Below are 22100 nucleotides of genomic sequence, written 5' to 3'. Positions count from 1 at the left end.
TGTAAAAATCTTGCTGATGAGAGCTTTGTAAAAGGTATGACACATGGTTGAGCGCAAGATCTTTGCAGGTCCGAAGGTTCGGCGCATTCGCATGGGCCTCGGTCTGACACAGACGACGATGGCGCAGGCGCTCGATATCTCGCCATCCTATCTCAACCTCATCGAGCGCAACCAACGGCCGCTGACCGTGCAGCTGCTGTTGAAGCTGTCGGCGGTCTATAAGGTCGACCTCGACGAGCTGCAGGGCGGAGAGGCCGGCAGTGCAGGGCAATTGCGTGAAGTTTTTGCCGATCCACTGCTGTCAGGCGAGATCCCTGGGGATCAGGAGCTGATCGAGCTCGCCGAGGCCGCGCCGAATGCGGCAAACGGCATGATCCGGCTTTATCGCGCCTATCGCGAGCAGGCGGCAAGGTTGTCCGATCTCGCCGAGCTTCTGGGCCGCGAGGGCCGGGTTGCCGAGGTCGCCGGACCGCGACTGCCGCTCGACGAGGTTCACGATCGCCTTCAGTCGCGTCCGAATTTCTTTGCCCGCATCGAAGATGCTGCGGAAACCTTCCATGAGCGCCTGTCGCCCGGCGACGACCTGGCGGGCGCATTGAAGGCATGGCTAAAGGCCGAGCATGGCATCGCGGTGCGCCTGTTGCCAGTGCGCGCCATGCCTGGTTTGCGTCGTCGCTACGACCGGCATTCGATGCGGCTTTTCCTGTCGGAGCGTCTTTCGCCCTTCGATCAGATCCGGGAGATTGCGACTGAAGTCTCCCTTTTGGCCCTGCGTCAAGAGATCGCCGCCGAACTCGATGCTCTCGCGCTTTCGACGCCTGAGGCCAATCGCATCGCCCGTTTCGAGCTGGCGCGCTACGCTTCTCATGCGCTTCTGATGCCGTATGGCGCCTATCTCTCGGCAGCACAGCGACTGCATTATGATATCGATCGTCTGAGTGGCCGTTTCGGCGTTTCTTACGAGCAGGCCGCCACGCGGCTGACCAGCCTGCAGCGCCCCGGCGCATCCGGCATTCCGTTTTTCCTGATGGAGATCGATAATGCCGGCCATCGCCTGCGCAAGGCAGGCGCCCAAGGTTTTCCGCAGGCGCGTTTCGGTGGCGCCTGTCCGAAGCTCAATATCCATGCCGCTTTCACCCAGCCCGGCCAGATATTGGTGGACGCTGCCCAAATGCCTGACGGGGGCGGCTTTCTGACAATCTCGAGAACGATCGAGGGGCCGCGGGCCGATTTCGGCGAAAGGGTGCGCCGCACCGCACTTCTGATCGGCTGCGATATCTCCCATTGCGACGAGGTGGTCTACGGGAAGGCGCTGGGTAGCAATCAGGTCATGATCGGTCCTGCCTGCCGCCTATGCGAACGGCAGGGCTGTCTGGCGAGAGCCGAACCGCCGGTCACGCGCCCGCTTGGCCTCGATGAAATGGCGGCTGGTCTGAGTGTGTTCGATTTTCAGTAACGGCATTGATTATCGCTGGTTAGAAGAAGGCCGGGCCGCCGAGCCCGGCTCCTGTTTTTTTTGATGTTTCAGCCAAAATCAGGCATAAAGCCCGAACTGTGCATCATATAGCCGCGCATAAGCGCCGCGCCCGGCGAGCAGCTCGTCATGCGATCCCTCTTCGACAATGCCCTTGTCGCCCATAACGATGATGCGGTCGGCATTGCGGATGGTCGACAGTCGATGAGCGACGACCAGTGTCGTGCGTCCCTTTGCAAGCTCGAGCAGTGCCTGCTGGATGGCGTATTCGGTGGCCGTATCGAGCGCCGAGGTGGCCTCGTCAAGGATGAGGATCGGCGGGTCTTTCAAGAAGATGCGGGCGATCGCAAGGCGCTGTTTCTGTCCGCCCGAAAGCTTGACGCCGCGCTCGCCTGTCGGCGTATCGAGGCCGGCGGGCAGGGAGCGGACGAATTCGTCAAGCGAGGCGCGCCGCAGCGCCTTCATGATATCGTCGTCCGTCGCGCCGAGCTTCCATAGGCGATGTTCTCGCGGATGGTCGAACCGAACAGGAAGACGTCCTGCTGCACGATGCCGATCTGGCTGCGTAGCGAGGTCTGCGTCATATCGCGAATGTCGGTGCCGTCGATGGTAATGCTGCCAGCCGTCACATCGTAGAAGCGCGGCAGCAACGAGCAGATCGTTGTCTTGCCGGTGCCGGAGGCGCCGACGAAGGCCACCGTCTCGCCCGATGCGATAGTCAGGTTCAGATCCTTGAAGATCGTCGCCTGATCGGAATAGCCGAAGGTAACGCCCTGGTAGGCGATATCGCCTTTCAGGTGATCGATCGCGACAGCATTCGGCCGATCGGCAAGATCCGGTTCCGTGTCGATCAATGATAGGAAGCGTTTGAAGCCGGCAATACCCTTGGGATAGGTCTCGATGACCGATGTGATCTTGTCGATCGGCCGGAAGAAGACGTTGATGAGCAGCAGGAAGCTGATGAAGCCGCCATAGCTCAGCTCCCCCGATATGACGAACCAGGTACCCGCCATCATCACGATCAGCTGGACGAGGCGCGTGCTGAAATAGCTGAGTGCGATGCTTGCCGTCATATAGGCATAGCCGTCGAGCTTGGTCGCCTTGTAATCCTCGTTGTCGCTGGCAAACAGCTGGCTTTCGTATCGTTCATTGGCAAAAGCCTTGACCACACGGATGCCGCCGACTGTTTCCTGCATGCGCGTGTTGAAGTTGCCGACCTTGCCGAACAGGCTGCGCGAATTCAGCGTCATTTTCGAGCCGTAGCGGCTGACGAGCCAGGTCATGAACGGCACGATGATCGTCGTCAGCAGCGCCAGCTTCCAATGGACGCTGAACATCAGCAGGAAGGCCCCGACGAAGGTCATGATCGCGATGAACAGGTCCTCGGGGCCATGGTGGGCGATCTCGCCCACTTCCTCGAGATCCTTGGTGACGTGGGTAATCAGATGGCCGGTGCGGTTGTTGTCGAAATAACGGAAGGAAAGCTTCTGGATATGATCGAAGGCCTGGCGGCGCATGTCGGATTCGATCGAGATACCAAGCGCATGGCCCCAATAGTTGACGATCGCCGAAAGGCCGGTCGCCACCGCGTAGACGACGAGGAGCAGCACCGCCGTCGTAAAGATCAGGCTCCAGTCGCGGCTTGGAAGCAGTTCATCAACGAAAAGCTTGACTGCCAGAGGGAAGCCGAGTTCCAGCAGGCCGGCGAGCACGGCGCAGCCGAAATCCAGGAAAAACAGCGTCTTGTAACGCGCGTAATATGAAACGAAACGACGAAGCATGAATGCCCTCCATGGGCACTGAAGAGGATATGGGAGACAAGAACGGACTGAGCGGCAGCCCGAATTCGGCATCGCCGTTCAGCGTTAATTGGTGCCGAAATTTCTCATCTGGCGATCCTCCTGTTTCGGTCGCGCGTTTGGTATAGCCGACGCATGCAGGCATGTCACCCCCATAAAGGAGGGGTGACGACCGTTGCAGATGGCCTGCCGTACCGATGTAGAAAACGCTCGCTTAGGACGAACAACGGCTGGAGGTAAATGCCTCCAGCGGGTCATGAATTCGCGACAGGTTTCGACGGCATCCTCATGCCGTCAGAGCCTATGAAGCAGCCCGGAACGTTTGATCACATCGACACGCCTCGGCGCACCGGTACGCCCTCCGAAGAATTCGCATTTGATCGCCGCGGCGATAGAGGAGAAGCGGATGGCATCTTCCGCCGCCATGCCCTCGGCAATCGCAAGAGCGAAGGCGCCGTGGAAGATGTCTCCGGCGGCAAGCGTATCGACGGTCTTGATGGATATGGTCGGGCAATGCTCGACCTTGCCGGTATCATCATTGAACCAGTGACTGCCCGCTGCACCCGCCGTTACGCAGATGAAGGCATGGTCGAACCGTTGTTTCAGACGCCGCGCCCTCTCGGGCACATCGCTTGTTCCCGCGATACGCTGTGCGGCTGGCTCCGAAAAGATGATGTGGGTCGCTTCCGGCGCCAGCTCCTCGATGACGCCGTCAGGAGCCACGTCGCCGTCTAGAATGGCTGGCCTGCCCATGGCTCTTGCGGTCTTGAGAACTTGCAGCGCCAACGCCGGCCAGCGGACGTCGACGAGTACGGCATCGAAGGCGGCGATCTCGTCGGCCGAGAATGCCTTGACGGTGTGGTGCAGTTCCGGATCGTAGAAGGGAACGATCAGTCTTTCGCCGTCATCGTCCACCAGGATGGTCGAGACGGCAGAGCGTGCGCCCTCTATGCGCGACATGCCTCCGACGTCGATGCCGGCGGCGTCCAGATCGCGGATAATGCGCTCGCCGGTATCGTCGCGGCCAACGGCACCCCACAGGCTTGCCTTGCCGCCGAGCCGGATAATGGCATAGGCTGCGCTGGAGGCCATGCCTTCCGCGATCTGCAGCATGTCGTAAGGCAGAACCTTTCCCTGACCCTGCGGAAGGGTGCGGACGCGAAAAAGCGTATCGAGAACGGCAGCGCCGACACAAAGGACGTGCCTGGCCCTACCGGCCGGTGGATCGAAGATGGACAGAGCGCTCAAAGCCGCTTTCCGCTCGCCTTGTCGAAAAGATGGATGCTGGCCGGGTCGATGCCGATTTCGATCTTGTCGCCGAAGCGGATGTTGAGCCGCTCGCGGAACAGACAGGAGATGTCTTCTCCGCCGCAGTCGAGTTTGGCGTAGATCTCGGAACCTGTGCCTTCGACGATGCCGACCTTGGCCGACAGGCCGCTTGCCACAGCTCGGATATGCTCGGGCCGGACACCGTAGACGAGTGGGTGCCCACCATGCTGCGCGATCGGAAAGCCTTCCGGCAAGGGCAGGATCAGACCTTTGTCGCTGCGGAAGACGCCCTCCTCAATCCTGCCGTCGATGAAGTTCATTGAGGGCGAGCCGATGAAACCGGCGACGAAGAGGTTGGCCGGACGATCGTAGAGATCGAGCGGCGCGCCAACCTGTTCGATGAGGCCGCCATGCAGCACGACGATCTTGTCGGCCATGGTCATCGCCTCGACCTGGTCATGCGTCACGTAGATCGTCGTCGTGCCAATGCGCTGATGCATGGATTTGATCTCGCCGCGCATCTGGACGCGCAGCTTTGCATCGAGATTGGAGAGCGGTTCGTCGAACAGGAAAACTTGAGGATCGCGGACCAGTGCGCGGCCCATGGCGACGCGCTGGCGCTGGCCGCCGGAAAGCTGACGAGGCAGGCGGTCCAGCAAATTTTCCAGGCCAAGGACGGCGGCCGCCTTCTGCACTTTAGCGGCGATTTCCGAAGCCTCTGCCTTTTTCAGCTTTAGCGCAAAGCCCATGTTTTCGGCGACCGTCATATGCGGATAGAGCGCGTAGTTCTGGAAGACCATCGCAATGTCGCGGTCGCGCGCCGGCAGATGGCTGACTTCGCGCCGACCGATATGGATCTCGCCGCCGCTCACCTCTTCAAGCCCGGCAATCATGCGCAGCAGCGTGGACTTGCCGCAGCCCGAAGGGCCGACGAGGACGACGAATTCGCCGTCGGCGATATCGACGCTGATATCGTGAATGACCTTTACCTGGCCGTAGCGCTTCTGGATGCTCTGTATATTGACGGGTGCCATGAATGTGATCCTATCCAAAAGATAAAGGCTGCGTCACTTGACGGCGCCGGCTGTTAGACCGGCGATGATCTGTCGTTGTGCGAACATCGTCAGCACGAGCACCGGCAGCGTCACGATCAGGGCGGCAGCAGCAAGCGGTCCCCAGCTCACCTGCTCGAAGGAGAGCATGTTATAGACGGCCACCGGCAGCGTGCGGGTCTCGCGGCTCGCAAGCACGATGCCGAAGACGAAATTGTTCCACGAGAAGATCACCGAGAGAATGAAGGCGACGACGATACCGGGCCGGGCGATGGGCAGAGCGACGAGCCGGAAGACCTGCCACGGTGTCGCGCCGTCGATGCTTGCTGCCTCCTCCAGTTCCATCGGGGTCGTCTCGAAATAGCCGATCATGATCCAGACGACGATCGGGACGGTGACGACGAGGTGGATAATGATCTGCGGCCAGAGCGTTCCCAGCAGATTGAGCCATTGGAACAGCAGGAACAGCGGGATGAGGAAGGAAAGACCGGGCGTCATGCGGGCAATCATGATGATGACGGCAGACTTCTCAGCCTTCAGCCGTGCAATGCCATAACCGGCCGGCACGCCGATGACGAGTGCGAGCAGGGTCGCTGCGCCCGTCACAAGAATGGAGTTCCAGAAATAGAGAAAGAAGTTGTTTTCCTGGAAGACATTGACGTAGTTCGTCCAGGCGAAACGATCGGGAATAAGGATCGGCGGATAGGCGCCGTTGTCGATCTCGTATTTCAGCGATAGCGAGATCATCCAGAGGAAGAACAGAATAACGGGTGAGACGATAACCAGGGCCACGAAGAATAGGCCGATACGGTTGAGTGTCGAACGCTTCATCTCAATGTCCCTCCGCGTCGATCCATTTCGTCCGCTGCCGCATCATCAGGAGGATGAAGGAAAGCGCGACGATGAGGATGAAGAACACCACTGCCATGGCCGAACCATAGCCGATGTCGTAATAGGAAAAGGCAGTGTTGTAGAGGTAGATGTTGATTGTTTCGGATGCCGTTCCCGGACCACCCTGCGTCATCGCATAGATGATGTCGAAGCTCTTGATCGCGTCGATACCGCGGATGATGACGGCGATCATCAGGAAAGGTGAGATCATCGGCAGCGTCAGATAGCGGAACTTCTGCCAGGCATTCGCACCGTCGATTTCGGCACTTTCATAGGGTTCGCGCGGCACGGAGGCGAGACCGCCGAGCACGATCAGCATGACCAGCGGCGTCCATTGCCACACCTCGACGAGGACAAGTGAGGGGATGACGCTCGCCTGATTGTAGATCCATTCCTGCGGTCCGATGCCCACCAGCGACAGCAGGTAGTTGAGCACGCCGAGCTGTGGGTGGAACATCATCGTCCACACAAGCGCCACGGCGACCGGCGTTGCCATCATCGGCATAACGAAGATACCGCGCAGGAAACCGCGCAGCGGAAAATTGGCATCGAAGATCAGCGCGGCCAGCGTTCCGAAGAACAAGGGGCCGACGACGGAAAGCACGGTATAGAGAACCGTGTGCCAAAGGGATTCCCAAAATCGTACGTCGGTCGCCAGCCGGACATAATTGTCCCAGCCGACGAAACTCTGCGATTGACCGAGCGTCCACTTGTTCACGCTCATCCAGAGAGTGAAGACCCAGGGGAAGACGATGACAGCGGCAATGACGATCAATGCAGGAATGACAAAGGGCCAGTAGTTGGTAGCAAGCCGTTGCGGCTTGCTCCTTCCTTTGGTTGCCTTCGCGGCGGTATCTTCAATGCTCACGGAAGCCATCATCCCTCGCTTCGTGCCAGAACAGGCTCGAACTGGGCGGTTGCCGTCTTCAGTTCGGCTGCCGGATCTGCGCCGCCGATCATGTTTGTCAGCGCGACACCATAGATGTCGCGGAACTCGGTGACCGGGATGATGACGGGTAGCGCCAGCTGGGAGACCTTGGCGGAGCCGGCGACGGCATCGAGCCAGGCGCCTGGCATTTTCACACCTTCGCGAACCTTCTGATCCTCCAGAATGGATTGACGGAAGGGAACACCGGCGCCGGCCTGCAGAAGACGCGCGCCCATGTCATGCGAGATCGCCCATTGGCAGAAGAGATAGGCGGCTTCCTTCTTCTGGCTGGCAGCAGTCACGCCTATGCCGTCGCCGGTCGTGGCAGCTGCCTGTGCGTTCGGCCCTTTCGGCATGACGCCGTAGCCGACCTGGCCGACGACGCGGGATTTCTCCGGATTTTCGATGGGCGGCGCAAAGCCGACGCCATCGACCCACATGCCGATCTTGCCTTGCAGGAAGGCTGATTGCGCTTCCGCCCAGTTGAAGCCGGAAACTCCGGGAGGTGCCGATTTCGTCATCAGGCGTTGATAAAGCTTGGCGGCGTCGACGGCGCCCTGCGATTCCGTCTGCAGCTTGCCGTCGGCCGAAAGCGGCGTCGTACCGTAGCCGAGCATGAAGGTCGTCCAGACCGGCGCGTTGGCATTCTTCAGGCCGCGGGCGACGAAGCCGTAAGTGTTGGTCGATTTGTCCGTCAGCGCCTCGGCGGCTTTCGCCATATCTTCGAAGGTTTCGGGATAGGCCAGGCCCTTCTTCTCAAACAGGGCCTTGTTCCAGTAGACGATCCAGTAGTCCACCGAGAAGGGCAGGGAGCGCATGACGCCTGCGGAATCCTTGGCGAACTTCAGTCCGGCCTCGGCGAAATCGCTTTCCGTCAGCGAGGGATCGGTGAGCGACGGATCCTTCATGAAGCCGCTGATATCGGCGAGCCAGCCGCCCTTTTCGAACTGACGCTTCTGAACGTGGTAGCTCAGATGGACGACGTCGAAGCTGGGCTTGCCGGAGCTGAGCTCGATCGTGGTTTTCTGACGCTGCTGCTGCTCGGGTGTCGCCTCGGCATTGACCTTGATGCCGGTCAGAGCCTCGAATTCGCTTAAGTATTTGAGGATCGTTTCGCTGCGCGGGCTCTTGACCAGATTGACTTCGAGCGTCGTGCCGGCAAAGCGCTTCCAGTCGACGGCTGCCGAAGCGGTGCGGACACCGAGAAGGCTTGCTGCGCCGAGTGCAGCCGTGCCGGCCATGAAGCCGCGACGTGTCGGATTGAAAAGTGACGATGACATTGGTTCCTCCTCCTTTTGGCCGAAAATCTCCTCATTCGCGGCCCGTTATCCAAAGCTATTTACATCTTCAACGCGCGATCCCGGGCTCCGCCGATGTGGGCGACCAGCGCGGTAACCGCCTCTTCGGCGGATCGTCGCTCGATGGCCTCAAGCACTTTCAAATGCTCGTCCATGACCGGCCCGACATGGCCGTTGATGCGGAACCTGTCCTGACTGATCAGTCGCATCTTGATCGAATTGACCCGATAGGCGTTCGAGATGATCGTATTGCCGAGCGCATCGATGAAGGCATCATGCATGCCCCAGTCCACCGATTGCGCGTGAAGCTCCAGCTCCGGGGAATTGTCGCCGGAGCGGATGGCATCGGCGATATCGCGATGATCCTTCAGAAGCTTGGCGATCGTCTCGTCCGATGCTGAATGGGTAAACAGCGCAACGGCTTCCTTCTCCAGAAAAAGACGAAGCTGGAACGCTTCGCGGATCAGGTCCAGATCGATATGGGCGATCTGCAATCCACGCTGCGGAACCGTCTTGATCAGACCTTCCGCTTCCAGACGCGGGATCAATTCGCGGATCGCGCCGAGCGTCAGTCCCGTCAGCTCGACCAGCCGCCGCTGCGAGATGAATTGCCCGGGACGAACGTCGCGCGCCAAGAGATGGCGTGTGAAGCTCTCATAGGCTTTCTCTCTCAACGTTGTCTGTTCGCCTGGTCCGTCCATCGGCAGCTCCGGGCTGTTCGGTTAGGCTGCTTTGGCGCGAAACAGTGCGCCGAAAGCAGCAAAGAGCGTGTCGGAATCTTGGCTGTTCAATGCCACGAGCGGCGGGCGCACGGCAAGCCAGCTATCGTCCTCCGTCAACCGGGCGAGAATAGCCTTGATCGAAGGAATGACCGGATAGTTCAGCAGCTGTTCGACGAAACGCTCGACATTGGCGTCAGCGATACCTTTTTCCGCCATGGCCTGCACTTCGCGAGGAAGAAGATTTGCCATGCCGGAGATTGCTCCCTGTCCGCCGAGCCGAACGCCGCGGGCAAGATGCCGCTCGTCGCCAATCAGAATGATGAGATCGCCATGCGTCTTCAGCAGTTCCTCGGTATAGGGCCAATCGCCCGAGGAGTCCTTGACGCCGACAACAACATCCGGAAATGCGGCGTGCAGGCGGCCAACGAGGGAAATGGAGAGCGGCACCATCGTTACCGACGGAATATTATAGACGATCACGTCGCGGGCATGCGTGCCGAGCATAGTGAAAACGGCCGCGAACCATTTGAAGAGGCCATCGTCGCTGACGTTCTTGAAGTAGGAGGGCGGGGCAAGGAGAATGTTGCGGACACCCTGCGCCAGCGCTTGTCCAGCCTGCGCTGCCGCATCTTCTGCGGCATCGACGAGCACGCCCATGACGATCTGCTTCGGCGCAATGCCGGCGGCGAGCATGGCGGCCAGAACTTGCTTGCGCTCCTGCATGCCAATCGAAGCGCCTTCGCCCGTGGTCCCGAACAGGGTGACGCTCTTGCAGCCATTGGCAAGGCAATGCTTTGCCTGCTCGATCACACCCGGGATTGCAATCTCGCCATCAGCGTCGAAAGGTGTTGCCAGCGCGGCCGACAGGCCAAAATTCTCACTCATCCGATCCTCCCGATCTTGTGAGATCAGTGCGTAGCATGCTGACATGTTAGTTGTAAAGCGAAGTTTATATCAGTCGCCTATATGTGATTACACTGACGTCGAATTGGCGGCGGTAGGAGTTGATGGCTGGGGACTTTATAGAGCCTCGGCCCCGGCCTCTGTTAGCCCCTTGCAGGCACGTAGTCGAGCCCGCCATCGATTTGTGAAGGCCGGCCATCGAGGAAGAGTTCGCCGATGCGCGGCGCGGAGCGGGCAATGACCTTGCCGCGCCTAATGACGGCGAGGCGAGTTGGCTTCAGGCGCAGCGCTTCCAGCGTGTCGACGGCCTGCAGCACTACAAAATCGGCATTGCAGCCCTTTTCCAGGCCGTAGCCTTCCAGGCCGAGCGTCTTGGCGGAGTTGATGGTGAGCGCATCGAAAATCTTCTTCTTGTCTTCGATGCCGGCCATTTGTGCGACGTGGATAGCCATGTGGCCAACTTCGAGCATGTCACCCGAGCCCATCGAATACCAGGGGTCCATCACGCAATCATGGCCGAAGGAGACGTTGAGCCCGGCATCCATCAGTTCGCGCACGCGCGTCATGCCGCGGCGCTTCGGATAGGTGTCGTGCCGGCCTTGCAGCATGATGTTGATGAGCGGGTTAGAAATTACATTGATCTTCGCCTCTGCCATCAGCGGGATGAGCTTGGAGACGTAGTAATTGTCCATCGAATGCATCGAGGTCAGATGCGAGCCGGCAACACGTCCCTGCAAACCGAAGCGGACCGTCTCTGCCGCAAGCGTTTCGATGTGACGCGACATCGGGTCGTCGGTTTCGTCGCAATGCATGTCGACGGGAAGACCGCGATCGGCGGCGATCCTGCAAAGCGCCTCTACTGAGGCTCTGCCCTCATCCATCGTGCGCTCGAAATGCGGAATGCCGCCGACGATATCGACGCCCATGTCGAGCGCGCGTGCGAGCGAAGCCACGCCATCCTTGGCGCGATAGTATCCATCCTGCGGGAAGGCGACGAGCTGCAGATCGATATAGGGCTTGACCCTGTCCTTCACCTCCAGAAGCGCCTCGGCCGTCACCAGCTTGGGATCGGACGTGTCGACATGGCTGCGGATGAACAGCAGTCCTTGCGTGACGGCGAGATCGCAGTATCGTAGCGCGCGCTCGACAAGCTCCTCCTTCGTCACGATGGGGCGCAATTCTCCCCAGAGGGCGATGCCTTCCAGAAGCGTGCCGGATATATTCATGCGCGGCAGGCCGAGCGAAAGCGTGGCATCCATATGGAAATGCGGGTCGACGAAGGGCGGGCTCACCAGCCGATCGGTCGCATCTATTTCTTCCTTGCTCTCGGTGGTAATCGAGGCTTCGATTGCTGCGATCCTGCCATCCTTGACGGCGATGTCGATGCCTGTGCGGCCATCTGGCAGATTGGCATTGCGAATGATCAGATCGAACATGAACGGCTCCTCGGATTATCTTTCGCCACGGCGATAGGGTTGCATCAGCGCCTGCGGCACGCGGGCGCGTCTGCTCATGACGGCAAGGGCAACGATGGACAGGATATAGGGTGTCATCAGGAAGAGCTGATAGGGGACACCCTGGACTGCGGTCTGCAGGCGCAATTGGAACGCGTCGAAGAAGGCGAAGAGCAGCGCACCGAACAGCGCCCGGCCCGGCCTCCAGGACGAAAAGACGACGAGCGCGATGCAGATCCAGCCGCGTCCCTGCACCATCGTCGGAAAGAAGCTGTTGAAGGCGGAAAGCGTCAGGAAAGCGCCGCCCATGCCCATCAATGCGCTGCCGGCGATGATGGCGCCATAGCGGATCCTCATGGGGTTGAGGCCCTGTGCCTCGGCTGCATGCGGATTTTCGCCCGTCATGCGGATCGCAAGCCCGACCGGCGTGCGGAAGATCAGATAGGCCATGACCAGCGCCACCAGGATCGCGAGATAGGTCGGGACGGTCTGCGTGAAGAGAGCGGGGCCGATGAAGGGCAGGGTGGAAAGCCCGGGAATGGCGATCGGCTGAAACGGCGTGATGGTCGGCGGCGTCCCGGCGACGGGAACGATCAACCGGAAGGCGTAGTAACTGAAGCTGGATGCAAAAAGCGTCACGCCGAGGCCGGAAACATGCTGCGACAGGCCCAGCGTCACCGTCAGGGCCGAATGCAAAAGCCCGAAAATGCCGCCCGCAATCGCCGCGATGAGAAGGCCGGTCCACAGATCGGCACCGTGATAGACGGAGAGCCAACCGATCATCGCGCCAAAGGTCATGATGCCCTCGATGCCGAGATTAAGAACGCCGGCCCGCTCGCAAAGAAGCGCGCCGAGCGTGCCGAAGATCAAGGGTGTCGCAATCCGCAACACGGCAGCCCAAAGCCCGGCCGAAGCAATGATGTCGATCAACGTGCTCATCGGCGGATCCTGTACTGCGTGAAGAACAAAGCGATCAGCATGGTCAACAGCGACAGGGCGACCGTGACGTCGGCGATGTAAGTTGGGATGCCGAGACTCCGGCTCATGCCGTCAGCGCCGACAAACATCGTGGCCGTAAAGATCGCCGCAAGAACGACACCAAGCGGGTTGAGGTTTGCAAGCATGGCGACGACGATGCCGGCATAGCCGAAGCCCGGGGACAGATCGGTTGTGACATAGCCTTTGACACCCATGACTTCGATGGCGCCTGCAAGGCCGGCAAGCCCGCCCGAAAGACAGGCAACTTTGACGAGGGTCGAGCCGAGACGAACGCCTGCAAAAACGGCGCCCGAAGGATTGAGGCCGGCTGCCCGCGACTGCATGCCGAAGACGGTGCGCGACTGGACGAAATAGACGATCGCCGCGATGACGATCGCAATTGCAAAACCGATATGAAGACGCGATCGCGCAATCAGCTTCGGCAGCATGGCATGATCGCCAAGCGCCTGGGATTGCGGCCAGCCGAATGCCGTCGGGTCCTTCAGCACGCCGTCGATCAGCATGGAGACGAAAAGGACGGCGATGAAATTCAGGATAAGGCTGGTGACGACTTCATCGACGGAAAAGCGCAACCGCAGCCATAGTGGCACGAGGATCAGGACCATGCCGGCAATGGCACCGATCACCATCAAGAGCGGAATAAGGATCGGGCCGGGCAGGCCGGCGAGCATTTTTGACCCGAAGGCCGCAACGGCAATGGCGCCGAAATAAAATTGTCCCTCGGCGCCGATATTCCACAGACGGGCGCGAAAGGCGACTGCGGCGGCCAATCCCGTTAGGATCAATGGCGTCGCGCGGGTGAGCGTCTCCGTTGCCGAAAGCCGCGAACCGAAGGCTCCAAGCAGAATCCGCCGATAGGCTTCGAGGACGGGTGCGCCGGCAATCGCGATCAGTATGCCGGCGAGCGCAAGGGCCGCGACGACCGAGAGCACGGGAGCGAGGATCATCATAGACAGTGGGCGGTGTTCGCGCCGTTCAAATCGCATGATTGGCCCCACTCTTTTCTTTCCATTCTCCCGCCATCATCAGTCCCAGCAGGCGCGCATCGGCCTTATCGGCATCGATAGGCGCCGAAAGGCGTCCGCCGACGATTGCCTGGATGCGATCGGCCAATGCAATGACCTCGTCCAGATCCTCCGAGATCAAGAGAACGGCAGTGCCTTGCCGGCGCGCTTCCAGAATGCGTCCGTGAATGGCGGCCACTGCACCTTCGTCCAGCCCGCGCGCTGGCTGGGCGGCGATCAGGATTCGTGGTCGCTCATGGAGATTGCGACCGAGGATCAGCTTCTGCATATTGCCGCCCGATAATAGCCGGGTGCGTGTCGCAGCATTGCCGCCGCGCACGTCGAATGCCTCGATGATCTCCTGCGCAAAGGCCATGCCGGCACCCTTGTCGACCAGACCATGTTTCGAATAGGAAGGCAGGCGCTCGAGCACGGCATTCTCCCAGATCGCCATTTCGCCGATGGCACCATCACGGTTTCGGTCTTCCGGAATGCGCCCGATGCCAGCCTCGATAATCGCGGCAACGTCGAGATCGCCGACTGGCTTGCCGAACAGAAGAAGCTCGCCGGATGTGCGGTTCGACATGCCGGACAGAATTTGCCCCAAGGTCGCCTGACCGTTGCCCGATACGCCGATGATCCCCAGAACCTCGCCGGCCCGGACATGGAAGCTGATCTTTTTCAACCGTTCGACGCCACCGGTCTTGACGATGATATCGCGAGCTTCGAGCACGATGTCGCCCGGCGTCGACGCTTCGCGGGTCGGGCGTGTGACGCGATGTCCGACCATCAGCTCCGCAAGCTCGGCCTTGCTGGTCTGAGATGCCTGTCTTTCGGCCGCGACCTTGCCGCCGCGCAGGACGACGATACGATCGGCCGTCGCCATGACTTCATCGAGCTTGTGCGAAATGAAGATCAAGGACAGGCCTTGTGCGGCCATCTGTTTCAACGTCGAAAAGAGCTTTTCTGCCTCGATCTGGGTCAGAACGGCGGTCGGTTCGTCGAGGATCAAGATGCGTGCATCATTGTAGAGTGCCTTCAGTATTTCCACCCGCTGCTGCTCGCCAACGGAGAGATCGCCCAGGCGCGCATCCGGATCGACTTTCAAGCCGAAGCGTTCGGCAATCGCCAGAAGCTTGTTGCGGGCCGCTGCCGTTTGGGACTTGAGCGACCAAAGTCCCTCCGTGCCCGTCATGATGTTTTCCAGCACAGTCAGGTTCGGCGCGAGCGAGAAATGCTGATGCACCATGCCGACGCCGGCCCGGATCGCCGCGCGCGGCTTGCCCTGCGGCAATTCCACATTATCGATCAGGATGCGACCGGCATCGGGCACATAGTGCCCGAAGAGGATGCTCATCAGCGTCGTCTTGCCGGCACCGTTCTCGCCGAGCAGGGCAACGATCTCACCCTTTGCTAGAGACAGCGAAATATTGTCATTGGCAATCGTGCTGCCGAAGCGTTTGCTGACACCTTCGATGGAAAGGACGAGGATGGTCATGCCGGAAAGCCTGCAATCGGGAAGCGGTGTTGCCAACGTTGCTCGGCCTCGAGCACGGATGCAAGCTGCAGCAACAGCTTATCCTCACCCATGGGGGCCATCAGTTGGACCGGCAGCGGCAATCCCGCTTCATCTTCGCCGAAGGGAAGTGTGATGGCCGGAAAACCGGAAATGTTGGCGAGCGCGGCAAGAGGGGCAAAGGATGTCATGCGCTCGAGGTGCAATTGAGTGTCCGAATGATCCGTCGGAAAGGATCCGATGGGTGGCGGTGCCGAAGCGAGCATCGGCATGACGATGACGTCGACCCTGTCGAAGATCTCCCACAGAATGCGGCTAGCCTTCACGGCGCCATTGACGGAGCTCCAAAGGGTGGTTGCCCGCATGGCGCGCCCGCGCATGATGAAGGCTTGCGTCATCGTCTCGGCGAGACGCGTGTCCAGTTCGAGATCATCAATCAGGTGGGCGATATTGACGGAAATGATATCACCAAAAGCGCGGCTGCTGGCCTGAACGGCGCTTTCCATCTCGTCCCAACGGATGGATATCTGCTCGTTTCCCCGGCTTTCGAGGAAACTGGCCGCTGCTTCCACCGCTTGGGCCCGATCCTGGTCGATTGCGTAACGCTGGCCAGTGTCTGCAAGGAGTCCAATGCGAAGCTTACCCGTTTTGGGCGGGAGTTGAGCGATATCCGCGTATGGCCCTCTTGTCTTTCCCCGGACAACATCGAAGATTTGTGCGGTGTCGCGAACGGAGCGGGTGACCGCAAGTTCGCTGGCGATGCCGCCGAGATGATTGCCGAAGGAGGGGCCGGCGGGCACGGCGCCGCGTGTCGGCTTCAGTCCGACAAGGCCGCAGCAGGCAGCCGGCACGCGGATCGAGCCGCCCGCGTCCGTCGCATGCGCGATCGCAACGATACCGGCGGCGACTGCAGCCGCGGCTCCACCCGACGAGCCGCCGGCAGTTCTGACAGGATTCAACGGGTTTCGGCAGATCGGACCGATTGCCGGTTCGGATGCGAGTGAGAAGCCGAATTCCGGACTGGTGGTCAAGCCGAAGGCGCAGAGACCGGCATCGCGAAAACGCTCTGCCAAATCGCTGTCCGCGCCTTTGCCCGTGCGGGCGAACAGGCGAGAGCCAGCGGTCACCGGCAGCCCCGGGAAGGGGCCGCCGAGATCTTTGGCGACCGTCGGTACGCCGGCAAAGGCGCGCTGCGCAAAGCGCTCGGGATACGCCGATGCCTCCTGATCCAGGGCATGTGCTGCCGCGAGCCCGGCTTCAGGATTGACATAGGTAATGGCGCCAAGCTCATCTTTCATGGCGCAGGCGGCAAGTGCCGCCTGCATGGCATCCACACAGGTAAGCTTGCCGGACTTGATCGCGCCGGCCAGCTCCGTGGCGTCAGTGAATGACGGTCTGGTCATGATCGAGCCGAAGGATTACTTCGGCTGATCCGCTACCTTCGGCACTTCGAAGCTGCCGGCCTTGATGTCGGCGCGGACCTTCTCCATTGCAGCTTCGGCCTCTGCTGGTGCTGTGCCCTTCACATAGACGATATCGCTGCCGCCTTCCTTCATCAGGCCGTAGGCCGTGTAGTTGCGGCCAACCGGCTTGCCGGCGGCAACATCGGCGATTGCGGCATTGAGAATGGGGCGGAAATACCACATGGCATTGGCGAAAACGGTGTCGGGATAGCGCGGCGTGTAATCGATCAGCGATCCCACTGATTTGATATGCCGCTCCTTGGCGGCATCAGCCGTGCCGATGCGCTCACCGAAGAGCACGTCGGCACCGGCGTCGATCTGCGCGAGACCGGCTTCACGCGCCTTCGGCGGGTCGAAGAAGGTGCCGATGAAGGAGACGAGGTGCTTGCAATCGGGGTTGACCGCTTTGACGCCCGCGGCAAAGGCATTGATCAGCATGTTGACTTCGGGAATCGGGATGGCGCCGACGGAGCCGACGACGTTCGACTTGGTCATCTTGCCCGCCAGCATACCGGCGAGATAGGCGCCGTCATAGTTCCAGGTGCCGAAGACGCCGAAATTGCTCCCGGCAGCCTCGCCGCTGGACCCGAGAACGAAAGCCGTATCCGGATAGTCGGCAGCAACCTGGCGCGCTTCCTTCTCTACAGCATAGGCCTCGCCGATGATCAGCTTGTTGCCCTGTTCGGCATATTCGCGCATGGCACGCGGATAGTCCGTGCCCGAAACGCCTTCGGAAAAGACATATTCGATAACGCCTTCCTTGGCGGCATCCTGAAGCGCCTTGTGAAGACAGGAATTCCACGCGTTTTCGACCGGCGAGGCATGAATGCCTGCGACCTTGAGCGGCGCTGCGGCGCGGGCGGCTGGCGCAAGAGCGCTGACGCCGAGCGCGATGCCGGATGCGATGACAGCGCGGCGTGACAGTATGATTTCATTGGTCATTTTTCAGTTCCCCTGGTTTTTGATCGTTTGGTAAAAATCATAGGAGGGGGCTAAAAAAGTGTCAAGCAATTGGCGTGCTTAAATAATATGCGAGAGCGCTCGAAATCTACTCGTCGCTTACAGCATTAGATAGCCCGAGCGGGTATTCAATTGTTTTTCGGGCGACCACCGTTTGTGGTCTGGCGAGCAAGCATGATGTCAAGCTGCAATACGGTCGATCATATGTGCAATGGCTGCGCGATAGCGATCCACATCACCCCCCGCATCGATGGCGAGGGCGGCGCGATCGAAGGCCGCTGAGAGAATGTCGGCGAGGGCCTCAACGGCGATATCCGACCCCTGGCCACGACTGAGCGTCGCTTCCAGGCCATGTTTCAGCGTAAGCGTGGTGGTTTCCTCATCCAGCTGCTTCATATCGATAAAACCAAGCACAGTCGGTCCTTCGATCAGCAGAAGTCGCGTGCGGCCGACAACCCGCATTGCATCGAGATAGGCATTGCTGCCGGCGATCAAGGCGGCGCGAGGCGCAAGATGATCAGGCGTTGCCTTCTCTATGGCGCGTGTCACCGCCAGAGCTTCCTCTGTGACAACTGCGCGAAACAGCGCGCGCTTGTCCTCGAAATGGTGATAGAGCGCGCCGCGCGTGATGCCGGCGGCAGCGACGATCTCCGGCGTCGATGTCTCGGCATAGCCCTTTTCCACGAACAAGGCGCGCGCGGCCGCAATGAGTGCAGCCTTGGTCTTTTCGGTTCTCTCACGATTGGAGCGCGGATCTTGCATGCATGCAGCCTGTATGTTATTCGAAATAATACAGACAGATTGTATGTCTTTTGAGGAAGGAAGTGAAGCATGAAGGTAACGAGCTATTATCCGGTGATCATGACTGAGCGCGTCGAGGAAACCGCTGCCTTTTACGTGAAGCATTTCGGCTTCCGGGAGAGTTTCACCAGTGATTGGTACGTCCATCTGCAGTCGGCTGAGGACAGCGCTGTCAATCTCGCCATTCTGAATGGGCAGCATGAGACGATTCCGCTACAGGGGCGCGGTAAGGTCGCGGGCTTGCTGCTCAACTTCGAAGTGGACGATGTCGATGCCGTCCATGAGCGCTTGCAGGCGGCCGGCCTGCCGATCCTGCTTGCCATCCGCGACGAGGATTTCGGTCAACGTCATTTCATAACGTCCGATCCGAACGGTGTTTTGATCGACATCATCAAGCCGATACCGCCAAGCCCGGAGTTCGCATCTCTCTATGCCGAAGATGCCCTGCCGCAGGATCGCTAAGGTGCTGGGCGCAATCGATAAAATCGAGCGCTGCAACTCTATCTTTGATTAACTAGGTCGCTTCACCCAATATTTCGGTTTTCATGCGACAAAGCCGGCCAGAGGTAAGGTGACCCATGCAAGAGCTCCCGGTTTCGTCGAAAATCATCAAATCAGTCTATTTCCGCCCCGATGACGGGCGGCTTTACATCCGCTTCAAGAACGGTGAGGAACGTCAGTTCACCGGCGTTCCGCAGAAGGCGGCGATCGCCATGGTGAAGGCGCCGTCGCCCGGCCAGCACTATATCGAGCATATCCGCACGCAGTTCGAACGCGTCGCTTGAGGCGAAGGCCGCACGGCTGACGCCCGCTTGGCAGAAGGATTTGCGGTGCTGCCATTTGAATTCTGTGGGCAGGATATGCTTTATCAATCAGCGCATTGATAAACGCTTAGTTGCGCTATCTATATCAATCACAAACATCTTTCAGGGAGGAAGAGGCGTGGTTGATGAAAAGCAGCTTATATCCAAGATCACCTGGAGGCTTATGCCCTTTCTGGGCATTCTCTATCTGATCGCCTATATCGATCGCCAGAATGTCAGCTACGCGAAGCTTCAGATGGTCGATGCGCTCGGCATGAGCGAATATGCCTATGGTCTCGGCGCCTCGTTGTTCTTCATCGGCTATTTCATCTTCGAGGTGCCGAGCAACCTGCTTCTCGACAGGTTCGGAGCCAGCAGGTGGTTTGCGCGCATTCTGATCTCTTGGGGTGCGGTCACGGTCGCGCTTGCCTATACGCAGAACGCGACCATGTTCTATATTCTCCGCTTCCTGCTCGGCGCCTGCGAGGCCGGCTTCTTTCCAGGCGTGCTCTATCTGCTGACCCTTTGGTATCCTTCGGCCTATCGCGGTACGATGGTCGGGCTTTTCATGATCTTCAGCGCCTTCGCCAATGCGATCGGCGCGCCGCTTGGCGGTGTGCTGCTGGACTTGAACGGCCTTTATGGTATTGCCGGCTGGCAATGGGTCTTCCTGGTGACCGGTATCCCAGCCATCATTGCCGGCTTCATCACCCTGTTTTACTTGCCGGATCTGCCGTCCAAAGCGACGTTCCTCGACGATACGGAAAAGAACTGGCTGAAGGATCGGCTCGCGGTGGAAAATTCCGGCATGGAGCAGAACGCCGCCGACGGCTTCAAGGCGCTCGTCAATCCGCGCGTGCTGTTGATGGCGCTTTGCTATATCGGTTTCCCGCTCGCCGCCTATGGCCTCAGCTACTGGCTGCCGACCATCGTCAAGAATTTCGGCGTCAGCAACACGACGAACGGCTTCCTGAACATCATCCCGTGGATTCTCGTCGCCATCGCTCTTTATGCCGTGCCGCGTGCAGCGGACAAGGCCGAGTCCAAGACGCCCTATATCGTCATTCCGGCACTGGTCGGCGCCGTGAGCCTGGTCTTATCCGCCGTTATTCCCGACCATACGCTGCAGTTTGCTTTCCTCTCCATTGCCGCCGCCGGCATCTTCGCAGGCCAGCCGGTGTTTTGGAGCCTTCCCTCGCGCTTCCTACAGGGAGCAGGGGCCGCAGCGGGCCTTGCCGCGATCAACTCCGTCGGCAATCTCGGCGGCTTCATCGCTCAGAACGTCGTGCCCTGGATCAAGGATTCCACGGGAAGCACGATCGCACCGATGTTTTTCCTGGCCGCCTGCCTTGTGATCGCGGCGCTTTTGGTTCTAGTGATTGGGCGCATGGTGCCGCGTACACCCCGGCGAGAAGATCTCGGCAATCCGAACGCAGCCCGCGTGAAATGATTGCGCTCATGCTTGTAAAGGCATCCACCAAATGAGAGGGCGGTCCGATGGCCGCCCCAATTTTTTCAGATGCTGATACCAAGCTTACGCAAAGGCGTAGGAACCATCCGGACGTTTGGGCACGCGCCGCTGCCAATGGATATAGCCTTCCTCTTCCATGGCCTTTTCATCCATCTCGACGCCCCAGCCGGGACGATCGGGTCTGAGCTCAAGATAGCCGTCCTTCGGCAGATAGGGATCGACGACATAGCGGGTCTCGCCCTGCCGCTGTTCGACTTCGTTGCCGCCATAGACGTAGGCCTGACCCTTCGGCAGCCGGTATTCGAGGATCCTAAAGTTCTGCGCGGCGGCCGAGAAATGCACGTTGACGGCGGTCGCCAGCGGTCCCATCGGGTTGTGTGGAGCGACGCCGACGAAATGCGCCTCGGCGATCGTCGCGATGCGCCGCATCTCGCTGATGCCGCCGACCACGCAGATATCCGGCTGGATGAGGTCGGCGCCCTTGACCTGCAGCAGGCGCAGGAACTCGTTGCGATTATAGAGGGATTCGCCGGTCGCGAGCACGCAATTGAGGCCCTGTTTCAGCTCGCCCCACATCTCGATATTCTCAGGACGCAACGGCTCCTCGTAGAAGAGCGGATCATAAGGAGCCAGCGCATTGCCGAGCTGGCGGGCGGCGACCGGCTCGAAGATTTTCGCATGCGCGTCGAAAGCGATCTCATAGTCGTCGCGCACGGTCTCGCGCAGCGAACGGAAATAGTCGGCCGATGCCTTGACGACATTGCCCCAGCGATGGGCGTGCATGTCGATGCGCCATGGGCTGAGCTTGAAGGCGGTGAAGCCCCATTCGGCGTTCAGACGGTCGAGCTCATCGCGTGCGGCCGGCGCATCCGGTGCGGTGTAGACGCCGGCATAGACCTTGATGCGATCGCGCACCGCACCGCCGAGCAGCTTATAGACCGGGACATTGAGGGCTTTGGCTGAGAGATCCCACAGGCAATGATCGAGCGCGGAAATCGCCGAAAGGCCAAGCGCGCCCGGCGGGAAACGGCTTTGCTGGATTAAGAGGTTGATGAGATAGTCGACGCGGCTTGGATCCTGGCCGGCGAGGAAACCGTAGAGATAGTCGAGGATCGGCGGCAGCGCCAAGTCGGGACCGTGGTTGTAGCACTCGCCCCAACCGGTCAGCCCGTCATCCGTATCCAGCGCCACGATGACACGCGGGCGATCCTTGTCGCGGGTCATGAATACCCGCATGCGCTCGATCTTCATCTTATCTTCCTTCTATCGATTGACGTGAATGCGGCATGGGAG

The 22100-nt window shown here is 59.9% G+C and carries 19 protein-coding genes and 1 pseudogene; 4 read left to right on the top strand and 16 right to left on the bottom strand.

Features of this window, described 5'->3' with window-relative positions; all coding sequences use genetic code 11:
• The first annotated feature begins 43 nt into the window (after positions 1 to 43).
• Positions 44 to 1456 carry a helix-turn-helix domain-containing protein gene (locus JJQ51_RS10495; RefSeq protein WP_113353663.1) on the top strand — a complete coding sequence of 471 codons (1413 nt, stop codon included), beginning with the start codon at positions 44 to 46 and terminating at the stop codon, positions 1454 to 1456.
• Positions 1457 to 1534: 78 nt separating this feature from the next.
• Here the strand turns inward: JJQ51_RS10495 and JJQ51_RS10490 are convergent.
• The 15 genes and pseudogenes from JJQ51_RS10490 to JJQ51_RS10420 form a co-directional block, all read right to left on the bottom strand.
• Positions 1535 to 3255: pseudogene (locus JJQ51_RS10490) on the bottom strand (ABC transporter ATP-binding protein).
• Positions 3256 to 3567: 312 nt separating this feature from the next.
• The gene (locus JJQ51_RS10485; protein ID WP_113353664.1) at positions 3568 to 4521 is read right to left on the bottom strand and encodes a sugar kinase; all 954 of its coding nucleotides are present in this window, start codon (positions 4519 to 4521) and stop codon (positions 3568 to 3570) included.
• The gene (locus tag JJQ51_RS10480) at positions 4518 to 5576 is read right to left on the bottom strand and encodes an ABC transporter ATP-binding protein (RefSeq protein WP_113390413.1); all 1059 of its coding nucleotides are present in this window, start codon (positions 5574 to 5576) and stop codon (positions 4518 to 4520) included. Before JJQ51_RS10480 ends, JJQ51_RS10485 begins: the two co-directional genes overlap by 4 nt.
• A gap of 33 nt (positions 5577 to 5609) precedes the next feature.
• The gene (locus JJQ51_RS10475) at positions 5610 to 6425 is read right to left on the bottom strand and encodes a carbohydrate ABC transporter permease (RefSeq protein WP_113353666.1); all 816 of its coding nucleotides are present in this window, start codon (positions 6423 to 6425) and stop codon (positions 5610 to 5612) included.
• A gap of 1 nt (position 6426) precedes the next feature.
• Entirely contained in the window at positions 6427 to 7362 is a 936-nt protein-coding gene (locus tag JJQ51_RS10470) for a carbohydrate ABC transporter permease (RefSeq protein WP_113353733.1), read from the bottom strand.
• A complete protein-coding gene (locus JJQ51_RS10465) occupies positions 7362 to 8693 on the bottom strand; it encodes an ABC transporter substrate-binding protein (RefSeq protein WP_113353667.1) in 1332 nt (443 codons plus the stop codon). The genes JJQ51_RS10470 and JJQ51_RS10465 overlap by 1 nt, the downstream gene beginning before the upstream one ends.
• 59 nt (positions 8694 to 8752) lie before the next feature.
• Positions 8753 to 9412 (bottom strand): GntR family transcriptional regulator, encoded by a 660-nt coding sequence (locus tag JJQ51_RS10460; RefSeq protein ID WP_113333262.1) that lies wholly within the window; start codon positions 9410 to 9412, stop codon positions 8753 to 8755.
• 21 nt (positions 9413 to 9433) lie between these two features.
• On the bottom strand, positions 9434 to 10318 hold the full coding sequence (locus tag JJQ51_RS10455; protein WP_113353668.1) for a dihydrodipicolinate synthase family protein: 885 nt from the start codon (positions 10316 to 10318) through the stop codon (positions 9434 to 9436).
• Positions 10319 to 10479: 161 nt separating this feature from the next.
• Positions 10480 to 11772, bottom strand: a complete 1293-nt coding sequence (locus tag JJQ51_RS10450) for an amidohydrolase family protein (RefSeq protein ID WP_113353669.1) — start codon at positions 11770 to 11772, stop codon at positions 10480 to 10482.
• Between the two features lie 15 nt (positions 11773 to 11787).
• A complete protein-coding gene (locus JJQ51_RS10445) occupies positions 11788 to 12729 on the bottom strand; it encodes an ABC transporter permease (RefSeq protein ID WP_113353670.1) in 942 nt (313 codons plus the stop codon).
• Entirely contained in the window at positions 12726 to 13775 is a 1050-nt protein-coding gene (locus JJQ51_RS10440) for an ABC transporter permease (protein ID WP_113353671.1), read from the bottom strand. Before JJQ51_RS10440 ends, JJQ51_RS10445 begins: the two co-directional genes overlap by 4 nt.
• On the bottom strand, positions 13765 to 15291 hold the full coding sequence (locus JJQ51_RS10435; protein ID WP_113353672.1) for an ABC transporter ATP-binding protein: 1527 nt from the start codon (positions 15289 to 15291) through the stop codon (positions 13765 to 13767). The genes JJQ51_RS10440 and JJQ51_RS10435 overlap by 11 nt, the downstream gene beginning before the upstream one ends.
• Complete coding sequence (locus JJQ51_RS10430; protein WP_113353673.1) at positions 15288 to 16712, bottom strand: amidase; 1425 nt, start codon at positions 16710 to 16712, stop codon at positions 15288 to 15290. The genes JJQ51_RS10435 and JJQ51_RS10430 overlap by 4 nt, the downstream gene beginning before the upstream one ends.
• Before the next feature lie 15 nt (positions 16713 to 16727).
• On the bottom strand, positions 16728 to 17714 hold the full coding sequence (locus tag JJQ51_RS10425) for a BMP family protein (protein ID WP_113333269.1): 987 nt from the start codon (positions 17712 to 17714) through the stop codon (positions 16728 to 16730).
• 198 nt (positions 17715 to 17912) lie between these two features.
• The gene (locus tag JJQ51_RS10420) at positions 17913 to 18494 is read right to left on the bottom strand and encodes a TetR/AcrR family transcriptional regulator (protein WP_269244704.1); all 582 of its coding nucleotides are present in this window, start codon (positions 18492 to 18494) and stop codon (positions 17913 to 17915) included.
• A 69-nt stretch (positions 18495 to 18563) separates the two neighbouring features.
• Here JJQ51_RS10420 and JJQ51_RS10415 point away from each other — a divergent pair, with 69 nt between their 5' ends.
• The 3 genes from JJQ51_RS10415 (at position 18564) to JJQ51_RS10405 (ending at position 20786) form a co-directional block, all read left to right on the top strand.
• Positions 18564 to 18995: a VOC family protein gene (locus JJQ51_RS10415; protein ID WP_269244703.1), complete on the top strand. Its 432-nt coding sequence runs from the start codon at positions 18564 to 18566 to the stop codon at positions 18993 to 18995.
• A gap of 116 nt (positions 18996 to 19111) precedes the next feature.
• The gene (locus tag JJQ51_RS10410; protein ID WP_092706279.1) at positions 19112 to 19318 is read left to right on the top strand and encodes a KTSC domain-containing protein; all 207 of its coding nucleotides are present in this window, start codon (positions 19112 to 19114) and stop codon (positions 19316 to 19318) included.
• A gap of 157 nt (positions 19319 to 19475) precedes the next feature.
• The gene (locus tag JJQ51_RS10405) at positions 19476 to 20786 is read left to right on the top strand and encodes an MFS transporter (RefSeq protein WP_269244702.1); all 1311 of its coding nucleotides are present in this window, start codon (positions 19476 to 19478) and stop codon (positions 20784 to 20786) included.
• Positions 20787 to 20870: 84 nt separating this feature from the next.
• Here the strand turns inward: JJQ51_RS10405 and JJQ51_RS10400 are convergent, their stop codons facing one another.
• Positions 20871 to 22058, bottom strand: a complete 1188-nt coding sequence (locus JJQ51_RS10400; protein WP_269244701.1) for a galactarate dehydratase — start codon at positions 22056 to 22058, stop codon at positions 20871 to 20873.
• Positions 22059 to 22100 lie beyond the last annotated feature (42 nt).

This window comes from Rhizobium sp. AG207R (genome assembly GCF_027109195.1).
Lineage (GTDB): Bacteria > Pseudomonadota > Alphaproteobacteria > Rhizobiales > Rhizobiaceae > Rhizobium > Rhizobium dioscoreae.
This window is presented reverse-complemented; position numbering and strand designations above follow the sequence as displayed.